We start from the raw sequence: 16,747 nt of genomic DNA, 5'->3' as shown, positions 1-16,747 counted from the left end.
GCTCAGTTCACCTGGCTGGCGAACCGGGCCAGGGCCTCGCGGGCGCAGGCGTCGGCCGTCTCGTGGGAGGTGTCGGCCACGGCCAGCCCGCCCACCAGCCGGCCGTCCTTGTGCAGCGGCAGCGACCCGCCGTGCGGGTTCAGCCGCTCGGGCTCGGCCTTGATCAGGGCGGCGAAGGCGGGATCGGCCTTCTCGCGCGGCTCCATGACGCTGCCTGGCGCGTCGAACTGGACGGCGGTGGCGGCCTTGCGCGGGGCGGCGACCGGCGGCTTGGGGCTGGCGGGGGCGCGCAGCACGACCAGCGGATTGCCCTTGCCGTCGACCACGCTGGCGCTGACCGCCGCGCCCTTGGCGGCGCAGGCGTCGATGGCGGCCCGGGCCAGGTCGATGGACAGCGGCAGGTCGAGGGCGGAGGGAGCCTGGGCGAAGGCCGCCATCGGCGTCGCCGCTACCAAGATCGCCAGCATCAGGGTCCGCATTGCCGCCGCCTCCGCGCGTCCCGACGAACGCAGGACCCAAGCCGAGCTTGAAGTAACGCGCGTGGGCCGATCAGCCAAGACCACGCGACGATCCGGGACTGGGACGCGGGTTCGGAGTTTGCGGCGGTCCCGGTCTTCGCCACGGCTGTCCGGTTGAAGGGCCCGGGCATATCGGGCTTCCAACGCCGGTGCGGAAACCCTCGTCCTTCGAAAGCTCAGGATGAGGGTTTCTGCTGAACCGTCGTCAAATTCGTCCTCATCCTGAGCCTGCCGAAGGACGAGGACGATCCACGGCGTTGGCCGAAAACAGGAGCGATCGCCCTCCCCGCCCCTAGCCCTTGTGGGCCAGCGCCGCCTGGGCCGCCGCCAGGCGGGCGATCGGCACGCGGTAGGGCGAGCAGGACACGTAGTCCAGGCCGACGCTCTCGCAGAAGGTGATCGAGGCGGGGTCGCCGCCGTGCTCACCGCAGATGCCAAGCTTGACGTCCGGACGGGCCGCGCGACCGCGCTCGGCGGCGATGCGGATCAGGTCGCCGACGCCTTCCTGGTCCAGCGACACGAAGGGGTCCTTGTCGAAGATGCCCTTGTCGATATAGGCGCCCAGGAACTTGCCGGCGTCGTCGCGGCTGATGCCGAAGGTCGTCTGGGTCAGGTCGTTGGTGCCGAAGCTGAAGAACGCGGCGTTGGCGGCCAGGTCGCCGGCTCGCAGGGCGGCGCGCGGCAGCTCGACCATGGTGCCGACCGTGTACTGAAGATCCACGCCCTGCTCTTCCAGCACCGCCCTGGCGGTGCGGTCGGTCAGGTCGCGCAGGTACTTCATCTCCTCGCCCTTGGTGACCAGCGGGTGCATGATTTCCGGCACCGGCGCGGCCTTGCCCGACTTGGCGATCTCGCAGGCGGCCTCGACGATGGCCCGCACCTGCATCTCGTAGATCTCGGGATAGGACACGCCCAGGCGGCAGCCGCGGTGGCCGAGCATCGGGTTGGTCTCGTGCAGCTCCTTGGCCCGGCGCAGCAGCTTGTCGGCGTCCAGGCCGGTAGCCTCGGCGACGGCCGCCACGTCTTCCTCCGTGTGCGGCAGGAACTCGTGCAGCGGCGGGTCGAGCAGGCGGATGGTGACCGGCAGGCCTTCCATGATCGTGAACAGCTCGACGAAGTCGGCCTTCTGGAACGGCGCGATCTTGGCCAGGGCGGCGCGGCGGCCGGCCTCGTCGTCGGCCAGGATCATCTCGCGCACGGCGGCGATCCGCGTGTCGTCGAAGAACATGTGCTCGGTGCGGCACAGGCCGATGCCCTCGGCGCCGAACTGGCGGGCGGTCTTGGCGTCGAGCGGGGTTTCGGCGTTAGCGCGGACCTTCAGGCGGCGGACCTCGTCGGCCCAGCCCATCAGGGTGGCGAAGTCGCCGGTCAGCTCGGGCTCGATCATCTTGGGCGAACCGGCCAGGATCTCGCCGGTCGAGCCGTCGATGGTGATGGTCTCGCCGGCCTTGAACTCGCGGCCGCGCACCCGGAACAGGCCTTCCTTGGGGAAGATGGCCACGTCGCCCGCGCCGCTGACGCAGGCCCGGCCCATGCCGCGCGCCACGACGGCGGCGTGGCTGGTCATGCCGCCCCGGGCGGTGATGATGCCGCGCGCGGCGTGCATGCCGTGGATGTCCTCGGGCGACGTCTCCTCGCGCACCAGGATCACCGCTTCGCCGGCGGCGGCGGCCTTTTCGGCCGCGTCGCTGTCGAAGACGATCTTGCCCGTGGCCGCGCCGGGCGAGGCCGGCAGGCCCTTGGCGATCAGCTCGCGATGGGCGGTGGGATCGATGGTCGGGTGCAGCAGCTGGTCCAGCGAGGCCGGCTCGACTCGGCCGATGGCTTCCTCGCGGCTGATCACGCCCTCGGCGGCCATATCGACGGCGATCTTCAGGGCCGCCTTGGCCGTGCGCTTGCCGCTGCGGGTCTGCAGCATGTAGAGCTTGCCCTGCTCGACCGTGAACTCGATGTCCTGCATGTCGCGGTAGTGGCGCTCCAGCGTCTCGACCACCGTCTTGAACTGCTGGAACACCTGCGGCATCGCCTCTTCCATCGACGGCGCGGTGTCGCCCATCTCCTCGCGGGCCGCCTTGGTCAGGGATTGCGGCGTGCGGATGCCGGCCACCACGTCCTCGCCCTGGGCGTTGATCAGGAACTCGCCGTACAGCCGGCCGTCGCCGGTCGACGGGTTGCGGGTGAACGCCACGCCGGTCGCCGAGGTCTCGCCCATATTGCCGAACACCATCGACTGGATGTTGACGGCGGTGCCCCAGGCCTCGGGGATGTCGTGCATGCGGCGATAGAACTTGGCCCGGTCGTTCATCCAGCTGGCGAACACCGCGCCGATCGCGCCCCACAGCTGCTCCTGGGCGTCCTGCGGGAAGGGTTTGCCCAGGGCCTCGCGCACGGCGGCCTTGTAGTCGCCGATCACCGCGGCCCAGTCGTCGGCGGTCAGGGCGGTGTCGACGCTGACGTCCAGCCGGTCCTTATGATCGTCGAGGATCTCCTCGAACATGTGGTGCTCCAGGTCGAGCACGACGTTCGAGTACATCTGGATGAAGCGGCGGTAGCTGTCATAGGCGAAGCGGCGGTCGCCCGACAGCTGGGCCAGGCCCTCGACGGTCTCGTCGTTGAGGCCCAGGTTCAGGACGGTGTCCATCATGCCCGGCATCGAGGCCCGCGCGCCCGAGCGCACCGAGACCAGCAGCGGGTTCTTGACGTCGCCGAACGCCTTGCCGGTGAGCTTTTCCACGGTCGCCAGGCCGTCGGCGACCTGCTGGGCTAGCTCGGCCGGGTATTGCTTGCCGTTGGCGTAGTAGTGGACGCAGGCCTCGGTGGTCACCGTAAAGCCCGGCGGCACCGGCAGGCCCAGGGACGACATCTCGGCGAGATTGGCGCCCTTGCCCCCCAGCAGGTTCTTCATCTTGGCGTCGCCGTCGGCGCCGCCTCCCCCGAACGAATAGACCCACTGCGTCTTGGTCAGCGTATCAACCGGCATTTCTTGTTCACCCTGCGATAGTGAAAAGCCGGCGGCTCTCTGATGGAACCGTCCTGGCCTGGGACAACGAGCTTAACGCTCATCCCGCACTGCAATATCCGGGCGTTCAGTAGCACCTTGTCAAAGAAGCCGTCCACCGACGGTTTTCACTTCGCAGTCTAAAGCGAAAATTCGGCAAATTCTTCCAATGACAACGTTGTCCTGTTCGAGATTTACGCGAACGAGCGGGCGCGTGAAGACCGCCCCGAGTCTTGAGACCGGCGACACGAGCGCCACCTCGCCATGGTGAAGCTCGACGGCGGACCGTTCTAGAACAGGTCGATGGTCATCCGCAGCGCCATCACGACCACCGTCCGGGCGTCCTGGTCGCCGCCGGCGCGACGGATCACCTGCAGGTCGGGCTGAAGGGCGACGTGCGGCGCCACCTTGTCGGAATAGGTGATCTCGACGCTGGATTCGGCCCGGGCCGGGTTCAGGCCCGCGTCCAGGGTGTTGGCGCGCTGCTTGGACGACAGCCGCCCCTGCTCCGCCCCGATCGAGAACGCGCTGTCGGGACGCGAGGCGAAGACCCGCTCCACCAGCACCCCCGCCTGCCAGCCCGAGCTGAACGGCGTGGTGTCGCCGTCCGAGAAGCCCAGGCGGGCGAAGCCGCGCACCGACCGTCCCGCCTCGCCGCCGTCCACGAACGGATATTCCGCCAGCAGATAACCGCCCCGCGCCTTGCTCAGGGCCGGGTCGCCTTGGGCGTCCAGGGTCCGCAGGTCCGGCTGGCGGTCGGTATAGAACCAGCCGCCGGCCGCCAGCCGCCAGCTGTCGCCCAGCCCGGCCTCTCCGATCACCAGGGCGCCGTTGTCGAACTTCGTCGACGGCCCCTCGGGATCTCCCAGCGTGCCGGCGTGGGCGTTGAGCACCGCGGCCTGGGCGTAGCGCCCCTGCCCGCCCTGGAGCTTCACCCGAACCGCCAGGGCGGTGGACGGGAAGATCGACGGACCGTTAGGGCCGGTGGACGCGAACTCCGAACCGATGCCGAACGGCGGCGCCAGCAGCAGACCCGAGGCCTCGGTGGCGTAGAACTCGCTGTTGAGGTCGTAGAGCCCGGCCAGGGCCGAGCCGCGCTCGCCGGCGAAGCCGGCCTGCAGCCACAGCTCATAGAGCCGAGCCCGAGGCCGCCCGACCTCGATATTGTCCACGCCCTGCAGCGTGCCGGCCAGGTCGTTGGGCATGCCGCCGCTGTTATTGAGCAGGTAGCCGTGCACCGTGGCCCCGCGCCAGCCGACCAGCTTCTCCAGGTCGCCGTCGACGATCACGTCGAGATTGTCCAGGGCCCGACCGGAGTGCGCGATCCCGCCGCGCACCGTGCCGGCGACGTCCGCCGTATAGGTGACCTCGTGGGTCCAGGCGCCGGGTTCCGGCTCGGCCTGGGCCGAGGCGGTGGATCCGGCGGCGGCGGCGATTGCGAACGCCGCGCATGAACAAATTGATTTAAGCGAAGTCATGGTCCTGCCCCGTCAACACGCAGACAAGTACCGACGGCGCTTGAAGCACCTCTTAAAGTTCTCGAGGCGCGGCCTTTTGCCTCAGTTCGGTATTTCCAGGCCCAGAACACGAACGACAAGGGCGTCGTTAACCCCGTTGCCGGAAGGTGAAAGGATCTGGACGGACTCAAGGGCTCGGAAATGCTTCGGACGATCAATCACAAGGTGATGGGCGCAGGCGCGGCCGTCATGGTGCTCTGCACGGCTTGCGCCGGCGCGGGCCTGTGGTCGACGACCCGGCTCGACGACGCCCTCAAGGAAGCGCAGGTCTCGGCCAGCGTCCTGCGCAACCACCTGGAGGCCGACATGATGCACGACGCCCTGCGCGCCGACGTCCTGGCCAGCCAACTGGCCGGCGACGCCGGATCGGGCGTCGACATGGCCGCCGTCCGCAAGGACCTGGCCGAGCACTCCGAACTGTTCCGCAAGGCGATCGGCGCCAACGACGCCCTGGCCCGCGACCCGGCCAGCCGCGCCGCCCTCGAGGCGGTCAAGGCTCCGCTGGACACCTATATCAAGTCGGCGGACCAGATGGTCGCGCTGGCGGCCTCCGACCGCGCCCAGGCCGTGGCCGCCATGCCCGGCTTCATGAAGCAGTTTTCGACGCTGGAAGACGCGATGAGCGGCGCGTCCGACCAGATCGAGGCCGCCTCGACCGCCGCGGCCGCCCGCGCCAAGAGCGTGGCCCTGTTCTCCGAAATCCTGATGAGCATCGCCGTTGTGGCGGGCGTGGTCTTCGCCGGCGGCCTGGTGGTGATCTCGCGCGCCGCCATCGTGCGGCCGGTGCTGAACCTGGCCGGCGACATGCGCCGGTTGGCGGCCGGCCAGACCGACATCACCGTCTCGGGCGCTGGACGCGCCGACGAGATCGGCGAGATGGCCAAGAGCGTCGAGGTGTTCCGCCAGTCCGGAATCGACCGCGCCCGGCTCGAGGCCGAGGCGGCCGGCTTCCAGCAGGAGCTGGACCGCAAGCTGCGCGACATGGAGGCCGCCTTCGAGGTCGCCGGTCGCGAGCAGAAGGCCGTCGTCGACGTCATGGCCAAGGGCTTGGCCAGCCTGGCCGGCGGCGACCTGTCGGCCCGCATCGCCGTCCAAGTGGCCAGCGACTACGCCGCCTTGAAGAACGACTTCAACGCGGCCGCCGCCGGGCTGGAGGACGCCATCCGCACCATCTCCGACGTCGCCTCGCAGATCGGCTCCGGCACCGACGAGATCGCCCAGGCCTCCAACGACCTGTCGCGCCGCACCGAGCAGCAGGCCGCCAGCCTGGAAGAGACCGCGGCCGCCCTGGACGAGATCGCCGCCACCGTGCGCCAGACCGCCGACGGGGCCACCCGGGCCACCATCGAGGTCGCCTCGGCCCGCACCGACGCCGAACGCTCGGGCCAGGTGGTCGACCAGGCCGTCGCGGCCATGGGCGCCATCGAGGACTCCTCGCGCCAGATCACCCAGATCATCGGGGTGATCGACGAGATCGCCTTCCAGACCAATCTTCTGGCCCTGAACGCCGGCGTCGAGGCGGCTCGCGCCGGCGACGCCGGCCGCGGCTTCGCCGTCGTCGCCCAGGAAGTCCGGGCCCTGGCCCAGCGTTCGGCCGAGGCGGCCAAGGAGATCAAGACCCTGATCTCCACCTCGTCGCAGCAGGTCGACGCCGGCGTCACCCTGGTCGGCCAGACGGGCGAGGCGCTGGGCCGGATCGTCGGCCGCGTCGCCGCCATCGACGACCTGGTCCGTCAGATCTCCTCGTCCAGCCAGGAGCAGGCCTCGGGCCTGGCCGAGGTGAACACCGCCGTCAACCACATGGACCAGGTGGTGCAGCAGAACGCGGCCATGGTCGAGCAGGCCACGGCCGCCACCCACTCCCTGAAGGGCGAGACGGCCCAGCTGGTGTCGCTGGTCGGCCGCTTCAGGATCGGCGGCGACGCGCATCCGCAACTGCGCAAGGCGGGCTGAACGTCGCTGCGGCCAAAAGCCGCGCCGGCCGCCGACTCGGCCGGCGATGCGATAGCAATACGACATGGCCTGGCTCAACCCGCCTTCCGTGACGCGCGGCGTGAGGTCCCTGCACTGGATCGTGGGGGCGACCATCGTGCTGGTCGCCGTCTCGGTGCTGGGCAGCATCGCCCTGATGCTGTTCGCCGCCCGCTCGCTGGACCGCCTGGAAAGCCTGGACGAGCGCGAGCTGGTCCAGCGCACGGTCCAGCGCGACCTGCAGCGCATGGCCCGCGAACTGACCTCGGCGACGGTTTGGGACGACGCCGCCAAAGCCATGGGCCCGCCGGTCGACATGGCCTGGACCGACGTCAATTTCGGCGAATACTACCACCAGTATTTTCAGCACGACCTGACCTTCGTGGTCCGCGACGGCCGGGTGGTCTATGCGTCGCTGGCCGGGGCGCGGGTGTCGGCCCAGGCCCTGGGCGACCTGCCCGGCGACGTCGCGCCGCTGGTGGCCGAGGTCGTCGCCAAGGCCCGGCCCGCCCATGACGCCAGGCGCTTCAGCCTTGAGGGGGCGACCGCGGGCAAGGGCCTGGTGCGGTCCGGCGACGAGATCTATCTGGTGGTGGCCGCCGACGTAATCGCCGAGACCGCCCAGCTGGCGGCGGCCCAACGGGGCGTCCCGCTTTCCGTGGTGGTCACCGCGCGACGGGTCAGCACCGCCTACACCCGGGGCCTGCAGAAGGACCTGGGCATCGACGGCCTGACCCTGGTCGCCGAAAGCCGGTCCACCGACCACAGCGTGCCACTGCACGACATCCAGGGCCGGCCGATCGGCGGGTTCGCCTGGCCGGCGCACGATCCGGGCATGTCGTTGCTCAAGGCCGTCGCGCCCTGGATCGTCCTGGTCTTCGCCGCCCTGGTCGTGGCCGCCCTGATCCTGTTCCTGCGGGTGACCGACGCCCTGAACAAGCTGGCGGCCAGCCGTCGCGCCCTGATCGCGGCCAAGGAGGAGGCCGAGGCCGCCAACGCCGCCAAGACCCAGTTCCTGGCCAATATGAGCCACGAGATCCGCACGCCGCTGAACGGGGTGCTGGGCATGACCCAGATCATGCAGGCCGAGCCGCTGCCGGACCGCCAGCGCGAGCGCCTGGACGTGATCCACCACTCCGGCCAGGCGCTGCTGGTCCTGCTGAACGACATCCTCGACATGGCGCGGCTGGAGGGCGGCGGTGTCCGCCTGCGGGCCGAGCCCTTCGACCTGCCGATCCTGGTGGAGTCGACCTGCGCCCTGTTCTCCGGCGCGGCGGCCAACAAGGGGATCGCCCTGACGTTCGAGGTGGCGCCGGGCGGCGACGGCGCCTGGATCGGCGACCCGATCCGCCTGCGCCAGGTGCTGGGCAACCTGGTGGCCAACGCCGTCAAGTTCACCCACCAGGGCGCGGTGCGGATCGAGGTCCGCCCCACCGAGACTGGCCTGCGGTTCGAGGTGCGCGACACCGGCGTCGGGATCGCGCCCGAGCACCGCCCGCGCCTGTTCAAGATCTTCTCGCAGATCGACACCTCCCTGAGCCGCGCCCACGAGGGCTCGGGCCTGGGCCTGGCGATCAGCCACGAGGTGGTCAGCCTGATGGGCGGCGCGATCGGCGTCGACAGCGCCCCGGGCGCCGGCTCGACCTTCCACTTCGAGGTCCCCCTGCGCCGGGTTCGCACCGAGCGGCCCACGCTGAGGGTGGTGGGTTAGACGGATGGGGACAGGCGCATGCGCCTGTCCCCAACAGCGCCCTGAGCCCGCTACCCGCCGATCAGAGAGAAATCCGCCACCCGGCCCATGGCGTCGCGGACGGCGGCCAGGGTCTTGAGGCGGTTGTCGCGTTCGGCGGGCACGTCCGAATTGACGAACACCCCGTCCAGGAAGGCGTCGACCGGGCCGCGCAGGCCGGCCAGCTCGCGCATGGCGGCGGTGAAGTCCTCGGCCTCCAGCGCAGTCTTCAGGGCCGGCTCGACCAGCCGCAGGGCGTCGTGCAGCTGCACTTCCGGCGCGGAGGCGTCGTCGAGCAGGACGCGCTCGCCCTCGCCCTTCCAGCCCTTCTTCTCCTCGGCCTTGAGGATGTTGGAGGCGCGCTTGTAGCCGGCCAGCAGGTTCTTGCCGTCGTCGGTCTTGAGGAACCCGTCCAGCGCCTCGACCCGGGCGACATTCACACTCAGTTCCGCGCCGCCCCAATCGCCAAGGACCGCATCGATGATGTCGTGACGGAAACCCTGTTCCTTTAGGATAACCTTCAGGCGATCATTGATGAATGCCCCCAGGCCAAGTTGCGCGCCTCCCGCTAGCAGCGCGGCGCGATCGGCCACTTCTTCCGGGAACGCCTTTCCATCTTCGCTCGGCTTGCCCTTGAGGCGCGCCAGCGTCCGCCCGGTGAGCAAATCAAAGCTTTCAAACCAAACACCACCGCTGGCGTCTTCGACCTTACGGTCGAAGCGGACGCCCTTTTCGAGCAAGATGCGCACAACCCCCAGCGCCGCGCGACGCAGCGCATAGGGATCCTTCGATCCCGTCGGCTTCTCGCCGATCGCGAAGAAGCCCACCAGCGTATCCAGCTTGTCCGCCAGCGCCACCACCACGCTCAGCGGCGCGGTCGGGACGGCGTCGGACGGGCCCTGCGGCTTGTAGTGGTCGCGGATGGCGTCGGCGATCTCGGGATCCATCCCGGCGGCGCGGGCGTAGTAGCCGCCCATCAGGCCCTGCAGTTCGGGGAACTCGCCGACCATCTGCGAGGCGAGGTCCGCCTTGGCCAGCCGCGCGGCTTCCTTGGCCTTCTCGGGATCAGCGCCGACCAGGGGCGCGATCTCGCCGGCCAGGGCGATGATGCGCTCGACCCGCTGCGCCATCGTCCCCAGCTTGGCGTGGAAGGTCACGCCGTTCAGCTTGTCCAGCCACGGCTCGAACCCGACCTTGACGTCCTCGTCCCAGAAGAACCGGGCGTCCGACAGGCGCGAGGACAGCACCTTGGCGTTGCCCTGGGCGATCACCGCCCCGCCATCGGCCGACTGCACATTGGCGATGGTGATGAAGTGCGGGGCCAGGCCGCCCGTCGCGGGGTCGCGGACCGCGAAATACTTCTGGTGGGTGCGCATCGAGGTGCGGATCACCTCGCCCGGCAGGTCCAGGAACGCGGGGTCCATGTCGCCCAGCACCGGGGTCGGCCATTCGGCCAGGCCGGCGACTTCTTCCAGCAGGCCCAGGTCCTCGACCAGCTCCAGGTTCCGCGCGAAGCACAGGGTCTTGCAGCCTTCCAGGATGCGGCTCTTGCGCTCCTCGACGTCCAGCACGACGAAATGCTCGGCCAGGCCCTTGGCGTACTCGTCGAAGTCGCGCGCCTTGAGCGGCTGGCCGCCCCAGCCGTAGCCGACGCGCATGAAGCGGTGACCCTCGGTGACGTCGCCGGCCTCGATGCCCTCGACGGCGAACGGCACGACCTCGCGGTCGAACACGCAGAGGATGCGCTTGAGCGGCCGCACCCAGCGCAGCTTGCTCGTCCCCCAGGTCATCGACTTGGGCCAGGGGAAGCCGCGAATGATCGCCTCGACCATCTCGGCGATGATTTCGGTCGTTGGGCGACCGGTCTTATCGATAAAGGCCATCCAGACGCCGTCGCGCTCGACCAGCTGGTCCTCTTTCAGGCCCGCCTTGCGCAGGAAGCCTTCCAGGGCCTGGGGCGGGGCGCCGACGCGCGGGCCCTTCAGCTCTTCCTTGCGGTCGGCCTGGGCGACCGGCAGGCCCTCGACCACCAGGGTCAGGCGGCGCGGCCCGGCGAAGGTCTTCAGGGCCTCGGGCAGGAAGCCGGCGGCGGCCAGGTGCTCGCGCGCCATCCGCTCCAGGTCGCGGGCGGCGCCGGCCTGCATGCGGGCGGGAATCTCTTCGGAGAACAGTTCGAGAAGCAGTTGGGGCATGACTTTACTTACGCGGCTTCCTGCTGTTCGACCCAGGCGCTGGCGCACATCTTACAAAGGTCGCGGATGCGGCCGATGTAGCTGGCGCGCTCGGCGACGGCGATCGCGCCGCGGGCGTTCATCAGGTTGAACAGGTGGCTGGCCTTGAGGACCATGTCATAGGCGGGCAGCACCAGGGACTTGCCCTGGTAGGAGCGGGCCAGCATCAGCGGCACTTGGCGCTCCATGTCCTCGAACTGGCCCTTCAGCACGGCCACGTCATAGCCGTGGAAGTTGGCTTCCGACTGCTGGCGCTCGTTCTCCAGGAACACGTCGCCATAGGTCAGGTGTCCCAGCGGCGCGTCGGGATCGTTGAACGGCAGGTCGTAGACGTTGTCGACGCCGAACACGTACATGGCCAGACGCTCCAGGCCGTAGGTCAGCTCGCCGGCCACCGGCGAGACGTCCAGGCCGCCCACCTGCTGGAAGTAGGTGTACTGGCTCACTTCCATGCCGTCGCACCAGACCTCCCAGCCCAGCCCCCAGGCGCCGACGGTGGGGTTTTCCCAGTCGTCCTCGACGAAGCGGATGTCGTGGGTGCGCAGGTCCAGGCCGATGGCTTCCAGCGACCCCAGATACAGGTCCTGCATGTTCGGCGGGTTCGGCTTCAGGATCACCTGATACTGGTAATAGTGCTGCAGGCGGTTGGGGTTCTCGCCATAGCGCCCGTCGCCCGGACGGCGCGAGGGCTGGACATAGGCCGCGTTCCAGGGCTTGGGGCCGAGCGCCCGCAGCACCGTGGCCGGGTGCAGGGTCCCCGCCCCCACCTCGACGTCGTGCGGCTGCAGGATCACGCAGCCCTGGGCGCTCCAGTAGTCGTGGAGCGTCAGGATCAGGTCTTGGAAGGACTTGGGTTTGTCTCGTTTCGCGCTGGGCATCAGGGTCCGAACATCCCCAGGATCGGGGCCAGAAAAAAGTCGGCGGACCATAGGGCCCGCCGACTGGCGCTTCAAGCGCGTTGGAGCCTCGCGGCTCCGTGGCGATGTTGGACCGCTGGAGCGGCTTAGTTGCCCTTGGCGGCGGTGCGCTTGCCGGCGTGCGACAGCGGCGCGCCGTAGAGCTTGCGGTTTTCAGGGGTGTCGGCGACCGGCGGGTTGGAGGTGACGTTGGGGTCGCCGACCTTCAGGCCCGCCTGCTGCTCGGCCGGCATCGACGAGACGCGGCCGGCGGTGTCGGCGGCCGTGCCGGTCGGGGCCGCCATCGAGGTCGTCGGGTCGGTCGGCGTCGGGGTCGCCGCGGAGGGGTCAGCGGGCAGGGTCTGGTCGGCCGGGGCGGCCGCGGTCGGATCCGGGTTCACCGGAGCCCCGGCTTCCGGCGTGGCCTGAGGGGCCGTCGATTGGGCCATGGCCGCGCCGGACAGCAGCGCCAGGGCGGCGGCGGCGGTAGCGATACGCACAAGCATGGGGCTGATCCTTATCGAGGAAATACAGCCACAACAGCGTCTAGACCTTGGATTCCGTTGCGGGGCTCACGGGGTCGTGAACGCGTTACTTGAAGAACATCACGATCGCCACGCCCACGAAGATGAAGCCGAACCCGACCAGGGTCTTCCAGCTGATCGCCTCGCCCAGATAGAAAACCGAGAACAGCGTGAAGACGACCAGGGTGATCGCCTCCTGGCCAGTCTTCAGCTGGGCGGTCGTGTAGACATTGTGTCCCAGACGGTTGGCGGGCACGGCCAGCAAGTATTCGGGCAAGGCGATCAACCAGCTGGTGAAGATGGCGACCAGCATCGTCGTCGCGCGATTCTTCAGATGACCGTACCAGGCGAAGGTCATGAAGACGTTCGACGCAATCAGAAGGCACCAGGGCGCGATTTTCAACCAGACGGAAGGCATGGGCGGCGGGAACTCCAGATCGCGGCGCAAGAGCCGACAATTGTATGTGCTTAGCGACAAGCTAGGCCACCCCGCCATTCGCACCGGCGAAATGCCATCTTTTAAGGCAACCATGGCCATCGATGCACAAATCTCGGGCACCCCGTCCCTTTCGTTTCCAATTCCCTACCGCGCGACAGTCATGTGGGAAGCGCGACCGATAGCGTGAAGACGCCGGGGAAACGACGCGGGCCGACGAGCCCGGGTCGCGGTGCGAATGAGCAACGCGCTCTACAGCCAATTCTAAAGGGGAGCCCGCTCAGTCGGCGGGTCGGAGCAAGACGGATGAAACTGATCATAGCGATCGTCAAACCCTTCAAGCTCGACGAGGTCCGCGAGGCGCTCGTCGCCGCCGGCGTCGAAGGTCTGACGGTGTCGGAAGTCAAGGGCTACGGCCGTCAGAAGGGCCAGACCGAAATCTATCGCGGCGCCGAGTACCAGGTGAACTTCGTGCCGAAGGTGAAGCTGGAAGCCGTGGTCGACGACGCGTCGGCGGCCAAGGCGGTCGAAGCGGTCAAGGCCGCGGCGGCCACGGGCAAGATCGGCGACGGCAAGATCTTCGTCCTCAATGTCGAGGAAGCCGTTCGCATCCGGACCGGCGAAACCGGCCCGGCCGCTTTGTAATCCGTCGGGGAAAAGGGGATACCAACGTGAGATTGAACTTCAAACCGCTGGCCGGGCTGATGCTCGCCGCGACCTTGGCGGGAGCCCCGCTGGGCGCCGTCGCCTTCGCCCAGGACACGGCCCCGGCCGCCGCAGCCCCGGCCGCGGCTACGCCCGCCCCCGCCGCGACGCCTGCGGCGGCCCCGGCCGCCGCCCCCGCTCCGGCGACCATCGTCGACAAGGTCGACAAGGGCGACAACGCCTGGATGCTGGTCTCGTCCCTGCTGGTCCTGCTGATGATCATTCCGGGCCTGGCCCTGTTCTACGGCGGCCTGGTCCGCTCCAAGAACATGCTGTCGGTGATGATGCAGGTCTCGACCGTCGCCATCATCGGCATCGTCGCCTGGGTGCTGTGGGGCTACAGCTTCGCCTTCACCGACGGCGGCGGCGTGGACAGCTTCGTCGGCGGCCTGAGCCGGCTGTTCCTGAAGGACGTCACCCCCGCCAGCAACGTCGCGACGTTCTCGACCGGCGTGGTGATCCCCGAGCTGACCTTCATCGTCTTCCAGTCGACCTTCGCCGCGATCACCGCCGCCCTGGTCGTCGGTTCGCTGGTGGAGCGCTTCAAGTTCTCGGCCGCCGTGGCGTTCGCCGTCCTGTGGCCCCTGCTCTCCTACTACCCGATCGCCCACATGGTCTGGTGGTGGCCGGGTCCTGACGCCATCGCCCTGCATCCGACCGACCCGATCAAGGCCGGCCTGAGCTGGAGCTTCGGCGCCCTCGACTTCGCCGGCGGCACCGTCGTGCACATCAACGCCGGCATCGCCGCCCTGGTCGGCGCCCTGATCCTGGGCAAGCGCCAAGGCTACGGCAAGGAACCGATGCCCCCGCACTCGCTGACCCTGACCCTGGTCGGCGCGGGCCTGCTGTGGGTGGGCTGGTTCGGCTTCAACGCCGGCTCCAACCTGGAAGCCAACGGCTACGCCTCGCTGGCGATGATCAACACCTTCGTCGCCACCGCCGCCGCCGGCCTGTCCTGGATCGTCGTCGAGTGGGTCACCAAGAAGAAGCCGTCGGCCCTGGGCCTGGCTTCGGGCATCGTGGCCGGCCTGGTCGCCGTCACCCCCGCCGCCGGTTTCGCCGGCCCGATGGGCGCGCTGATCCTGGGCCTGGTGGTCTCGCCGATCTGCATCTTCTTCTGCTCGGTCGTGAAGAACGCGCTGAAGTACGACGACAGCCTGGACGCCTTCGGCATCCACGGCATCGGCGGCATCGTCGGCGCCATCGGCACCGGCCTGCTGGTCAACCCCGCCTGGGGCGGCGCCGGCGTGGTCGACTACGCCAGCTGCGCCAAGGACGGCGACATCTCGACCTGCGACACGGCCGTCTACAGCCTGGCCACCCAGGTGATGAGCCAGGTCAAGGCCGTCGGCGTGACCATCATCTGGTCGGCCATCGCCTCGGCGATCGTGTTCTTCGTGATCAAGCTGGTGATCGGCCTGAAGGCCTCGCCGGAATCCGAGGAAGAAGGCCTGGACATCTCCGAGCACGGCGAACGCGCCTACCACAGCTAAGGCTGGGGTTCGGAAGACCAAAAGGAAGGCCCGGAGGCTTCGGCTTCCGGGCCTTTTCTTTGTCCGTCACCTCCGGCCGGGTGTGACCGGCTATTCAGGATCGCGCGGGCCGCTTAACGGGCTCAATTCGGCCAACCATATCGGCATCAGCTTCTCAATCTCGTTGAATGCATGGTTGAAGAGCGCGAGTGACGCCGCCGTTATATGGGCTGCTGAGTTCGCTATTGGGCTCGGTCTCACGTCGCGGCCAAAGACCGTCCGATATTCTTTGTGGTTGGTGTAGGTGTACAGTCCCGAAACACCTCCGTAGTTGGGATGAGCAGCTTCGCTGAAGCTGTCATAGGCGCGCCGCACCCCCGGGATCTCCTTGTCCAGTCGATCAATCAGGCTCAGCACGTTGACGGCCTGAGGAAAGTTGGCCTCGCTTTTGAAGCCCAGCAACATCGGCATCAGCATATCGTTGAGCGTGTCGGGCTTTTGGATCGCCCGCCCTTCCAGCATCTTTCGTAGGCGCCAGAGCAAGGCGGTGTTTTCGATAATCGAGCGCGCTAGCGTGATCCCCACTGCGCGGTCTTCTCGCTCCAATGCGTCACAGGCATTACGAGCCATTTCTTCGGTACGCCACGCGAGCGCGCCACGGATGACGAGCGCCTTGTATGGAGCCTTCGACCAGACGCCAATCTCGGCCACATCAACAATTTGCGGCAGTTTTGCGTGAAGCTCAGCGGTGCGCTTCCGCACTGTGGCTATATCATCCGCCAGTTGCTCGATGTCGGTCGGATCGGCCATCCTGCCCCCAAATCTCAGAGATCAGTTTCGAAGCTACCCCGAGAACGGCCCGCCCAGCCGGCAGCGTTTGACCCACCAGTGGGGCCGCATCCGCTCGATCCGTTCGGCCAGGCCCTCGGCCTCGATGTCGCCGGCGCAGAGCGCGAAGCAGGTGGCGCCGGAGCCGGACATCCGAGCCAGCAGGGTCTCCGGCTCGCCGGCCAGCAGGTCCAGCACCTGGCCGATGCGCGGCTCCAGCGCCACGGCGGGGGCCTGCAGGTCGTTGCGCGTGAAGCCCGCGAGCCAGGCGCAGATCTCTTCGACGCTGGCCAGCCCGTCCGGCGACGGCGGCGGGGCCTCCCCCTCCGGCGCCACGGCCGCGTCATAGGCGCGATAGACCGCGCCGGTCGGCGACGGGACCAGCGGATTGACCAGCACCGCATGCAGCTCCGGCAGGGTCGGCGCGGGCGACAGGCGCTCGCCCCGCCCCTCGGCCATCACCGGCGCTCCCCAGAGGCACGCCGCGCCGTCCGCGCCCAGGCTCGCCGCCACGGCCTCCAGATCGGTATCGGGCAGATCCGACGCCAGGGCCTGGCGCAACAGCCTCAGGGCCGCCCCCGCGTCGCTGGAGCCCCCGCCCAGGCCGGCGGCGATCGGCAGGACCTTGTCGAGCACCAGGCGGAACGGCGGAACCGGGCCGCCCAGCCGCGCGTGGAGGGCCTGAGCGGCCCTCACCACCAGATTGTCGTCGCCCGGCGGGATCTCGCGGCCGAACCGGCCCGTCGCCGCGAAGCTGGGCGCGTCGGCCGCCTGCAGCGTGACCCGGTCGCCGACGTCGGCGAACAGCATCAGGCTGGAGATCGGATGATAGCCCCCGGCGTCGGGCCCGCCGACGTGCAGGAACAGATTGACCTTGGCCGGGGCGAAGGCGTCGAGGCGCATGGCTTACCCTTGCAGGGAA

The 16,747-nt window shown here is 68.8% G+C and carries 14 protein-coding genes; 5 read left to right on the top strand and 9 right to left on the bottom strand.

What is annotated here, in order from left to right; all coding sequences use genetic code 11:
* Positions 1 to 2: 2 nt before the first annotated feature.
* From EV278_RS02730 to EV278_RS02720, 3 genes are all read right to left on the bottom strand, one after another.
* Positions 3 to 479: a heme-binding protein gene (locus EV278_RS02730; RefSeq protein WP_132086449.1), complete on the bottom strand. Its 477-nt coding sequence runs from the start codon at positions 477 to 479 to the stop codon at positions 3 to 5.
* 331 nt (positions 480 to 810) lie between these two features.
* Positions 811 to 3,498: a pyruvate, phosphate dikinase gene (gene ppdK, locus EV278_RS02725; RefSeq protein WP_132086447.1), complete on the bottom strand. Its 2,688-nt coding sequence runs from the start codon at positions 3,496 to 3,498 to the stop codon at positions 811 to 813.
* A 308-nt stretch (positions 3,499 to 3,806) separates the two neighbouring features.
* Positions 3,807 to 4,994, bottom strand: coding sequence for a carbohydrate porin (locus tag EV278_RS02720; RefSeq protein ID WP_132086445.1), 1,188 nt, complete (start codon positions 4,992 to 4,994; stop codon positions 3,807 to 3,809).
* Between the two features lie 180 nt (positions 4,995 to 5,174).
* On the opposite strand from EV278_RS02720, the gene EV278_RS02715 reads away from it, so the two are divergent.
* Both EV278_RS02715 and EV278_RS02710 read left to right on the top strand, forming a co-directional pair.
* Complete coding sequence (locus tag EV278_RS02715; RefSeq protein ID WP_132086443.1) at positions 5,175 to 6,986, top strand: methyl-accepting chemotaxis protein; 1,812 nt, start codon at positions 5,175 to 5,177, stop codon at positions 6,984 to 6,986.
* A gap of 64 nt (positions 6,987 to 7,050) precedes the next feature.
* Positions 7,051 to 8,715 carry an ATP-binding protein gene (locus tag EV278_RS02710; protein ID WP_132086441.1) on the top strand — a complete coding sequence of 555 codons (1,665 nt, stop codon included), beginning with the start codon at positions 7,051 to 7,053 and terminating at the stop codon, positions 8,713 to 8,715.
* Positions 8,716 to 8,765: 50 nt separating this feature from the next.
* On the opposite strand, the gene glyS is transcribed toward EV278_RS02710, so the two are convergent.
* The 4 genes from glyS to EV278_RS02690 form a co-directional block, all read right to left on the bottom strand.
* Positions 8,766 to 10,925 carry a glycine--tRNA ligase subunit beta gene (gene glyS / locus EV278_RS02705; RefSeq protein WP_132086439.1) on the bottom strand — a complete coding sequence of 720 codons (2,160 nt, stop codon included), beginning with the start codon at positions 10,923 to 10,925 and terminating at the stop codon, positions 8,766 to 8,768.
* A gap of 8 nt (positions 10,926 to 10,933) precedes the next feature.
* On the bottom strand, positions 10,934 to 11,842 hold the full coding sequence (locus EV278_RS02700) for a glycine--tRNA ligase subunit alpha (protein ID WP_132086437.1): 909 nt from the start codon (positions 11,840 to 11,842) through the stop codon (positions 10,934 to 10,936).
* Between the two features lie 125 nt (positions 11,843 to 11,967).
* Positions 11,968 to 12,366 carry a hypothetical protein gene (locus EV278_RS02695; RefSeq protein ID WP_132086435.1) on the bottom strand — a complete coding sequence of 133 codons (399 nt, stop codon included), beginning with the start codon at positions 12,364 to 12,366 and terminating at the stop codon, positions 11,968 to 11,970.
* 85 nt (positions 12,367 to 12,451) lie between these two features.
* On the bottom strand, positions 12,452 to 12,802 hold the full coding sequence (locus EV278_RS02690; protein WP_132086433.1) for a DMT family protein: 351 nt from the start codon (positions 12,800 to 12,802) through the stop codon (positions 12,452 to 12,454).
* On the opposite strand from EV278_RS02690, the gene EV278_RS23880 reads away from it, so the two are divergent.
* The 3 genes from EV278_RS23880 to EV278_RS02680 all read left to right on the top strand — a co-directional run bounded on the left by EV278_RS23880 (position 12,741) and on the right by EV278_RS02680 (position 15,018).
* On the top strand, positions 12,741 to 13,010 hold the full coding sequence (locus EV278_RS23880) for a hypothetical protein (RefSeq protein ID WP_165916500.1): 270 nt from the start codon (positions 12,741 to 12,743) through the stop codon (positions 13,008 to 13,010). The two genes, EV278_RS02690 and EV278_RS23880, sit on opposite strands and share 62 nt — an antisense overlap.
* Before the next feature lie 116 nt (positions 13,011 to 13,126).
* On the top strand, positions 13,127 to 13,465 hold the full coding sequence (locus EV278_RS02685) for a P-II family nitrogen regulator (RefSeq protein WP_007665036.1): 339 nt from the start codon (positions 13,127 to 13,129) through the stop codon (positions 13,463 to 13,465).
* A 26-nt stretch (positions 13,466 to 13,491) separates the two neighbouring features.
* Positions 13,492 to 15,018: an ammonium transporter gene (locus EV278_RS02680; RefSeq protein ID WP_132086431.1), complete on the top strand. Its 1,527-nt coding sequence runs from the start codon at positions 13,492 to 13,494 to the stop codon at positions 15,016 to 15,018.
* 90 nt (positions 15,019 to 15,108) lie between these two features.
* Here the strand turns inward: EV278_RS02680 and EV278_RS02675 are convergent, their stop codons facing one another.
* Complete coding sequence (locus EV278_RS02675) at positions 15,109 to 15,807, bottom strand: hypothetical protein (RefSeq protein WP_132086429.1); 699 nt, start codon at positions 15,805 to 15,807, stop codon at positions 15,109 to 15,111.
* 33 nt (positions 15,808 to 15,840) lie between these two features.
* Positions 15,841 to 16,728, bottom strand: a complete 888-nt coding sequence (locus tag EV278_RS02670) for a 4-(cytidine 5'-diphospho)-2-C-methyl-D-erythritol kinase (protein WP_132086427.1) — start codon at positions 16,726 to 16,728, stop codon at positions 15,841 to 15,843.
* Positions 16,729 to 16,747 lie beyond the last annotated feature (19 nt).

Origin of the sequence: Caulobacter sp. BK020 (assembly GCF_004342605.1) — a bacterium.
Taxonomy (GTDB): Bacteria; Pseudomonadota; Alphaproteobacteria; order Caulobacterales; family Caulobacteraceae; genus Caulobacter.
This window is presented reverse-complemented; position numbering and strand designations above follow the sequence as displayed.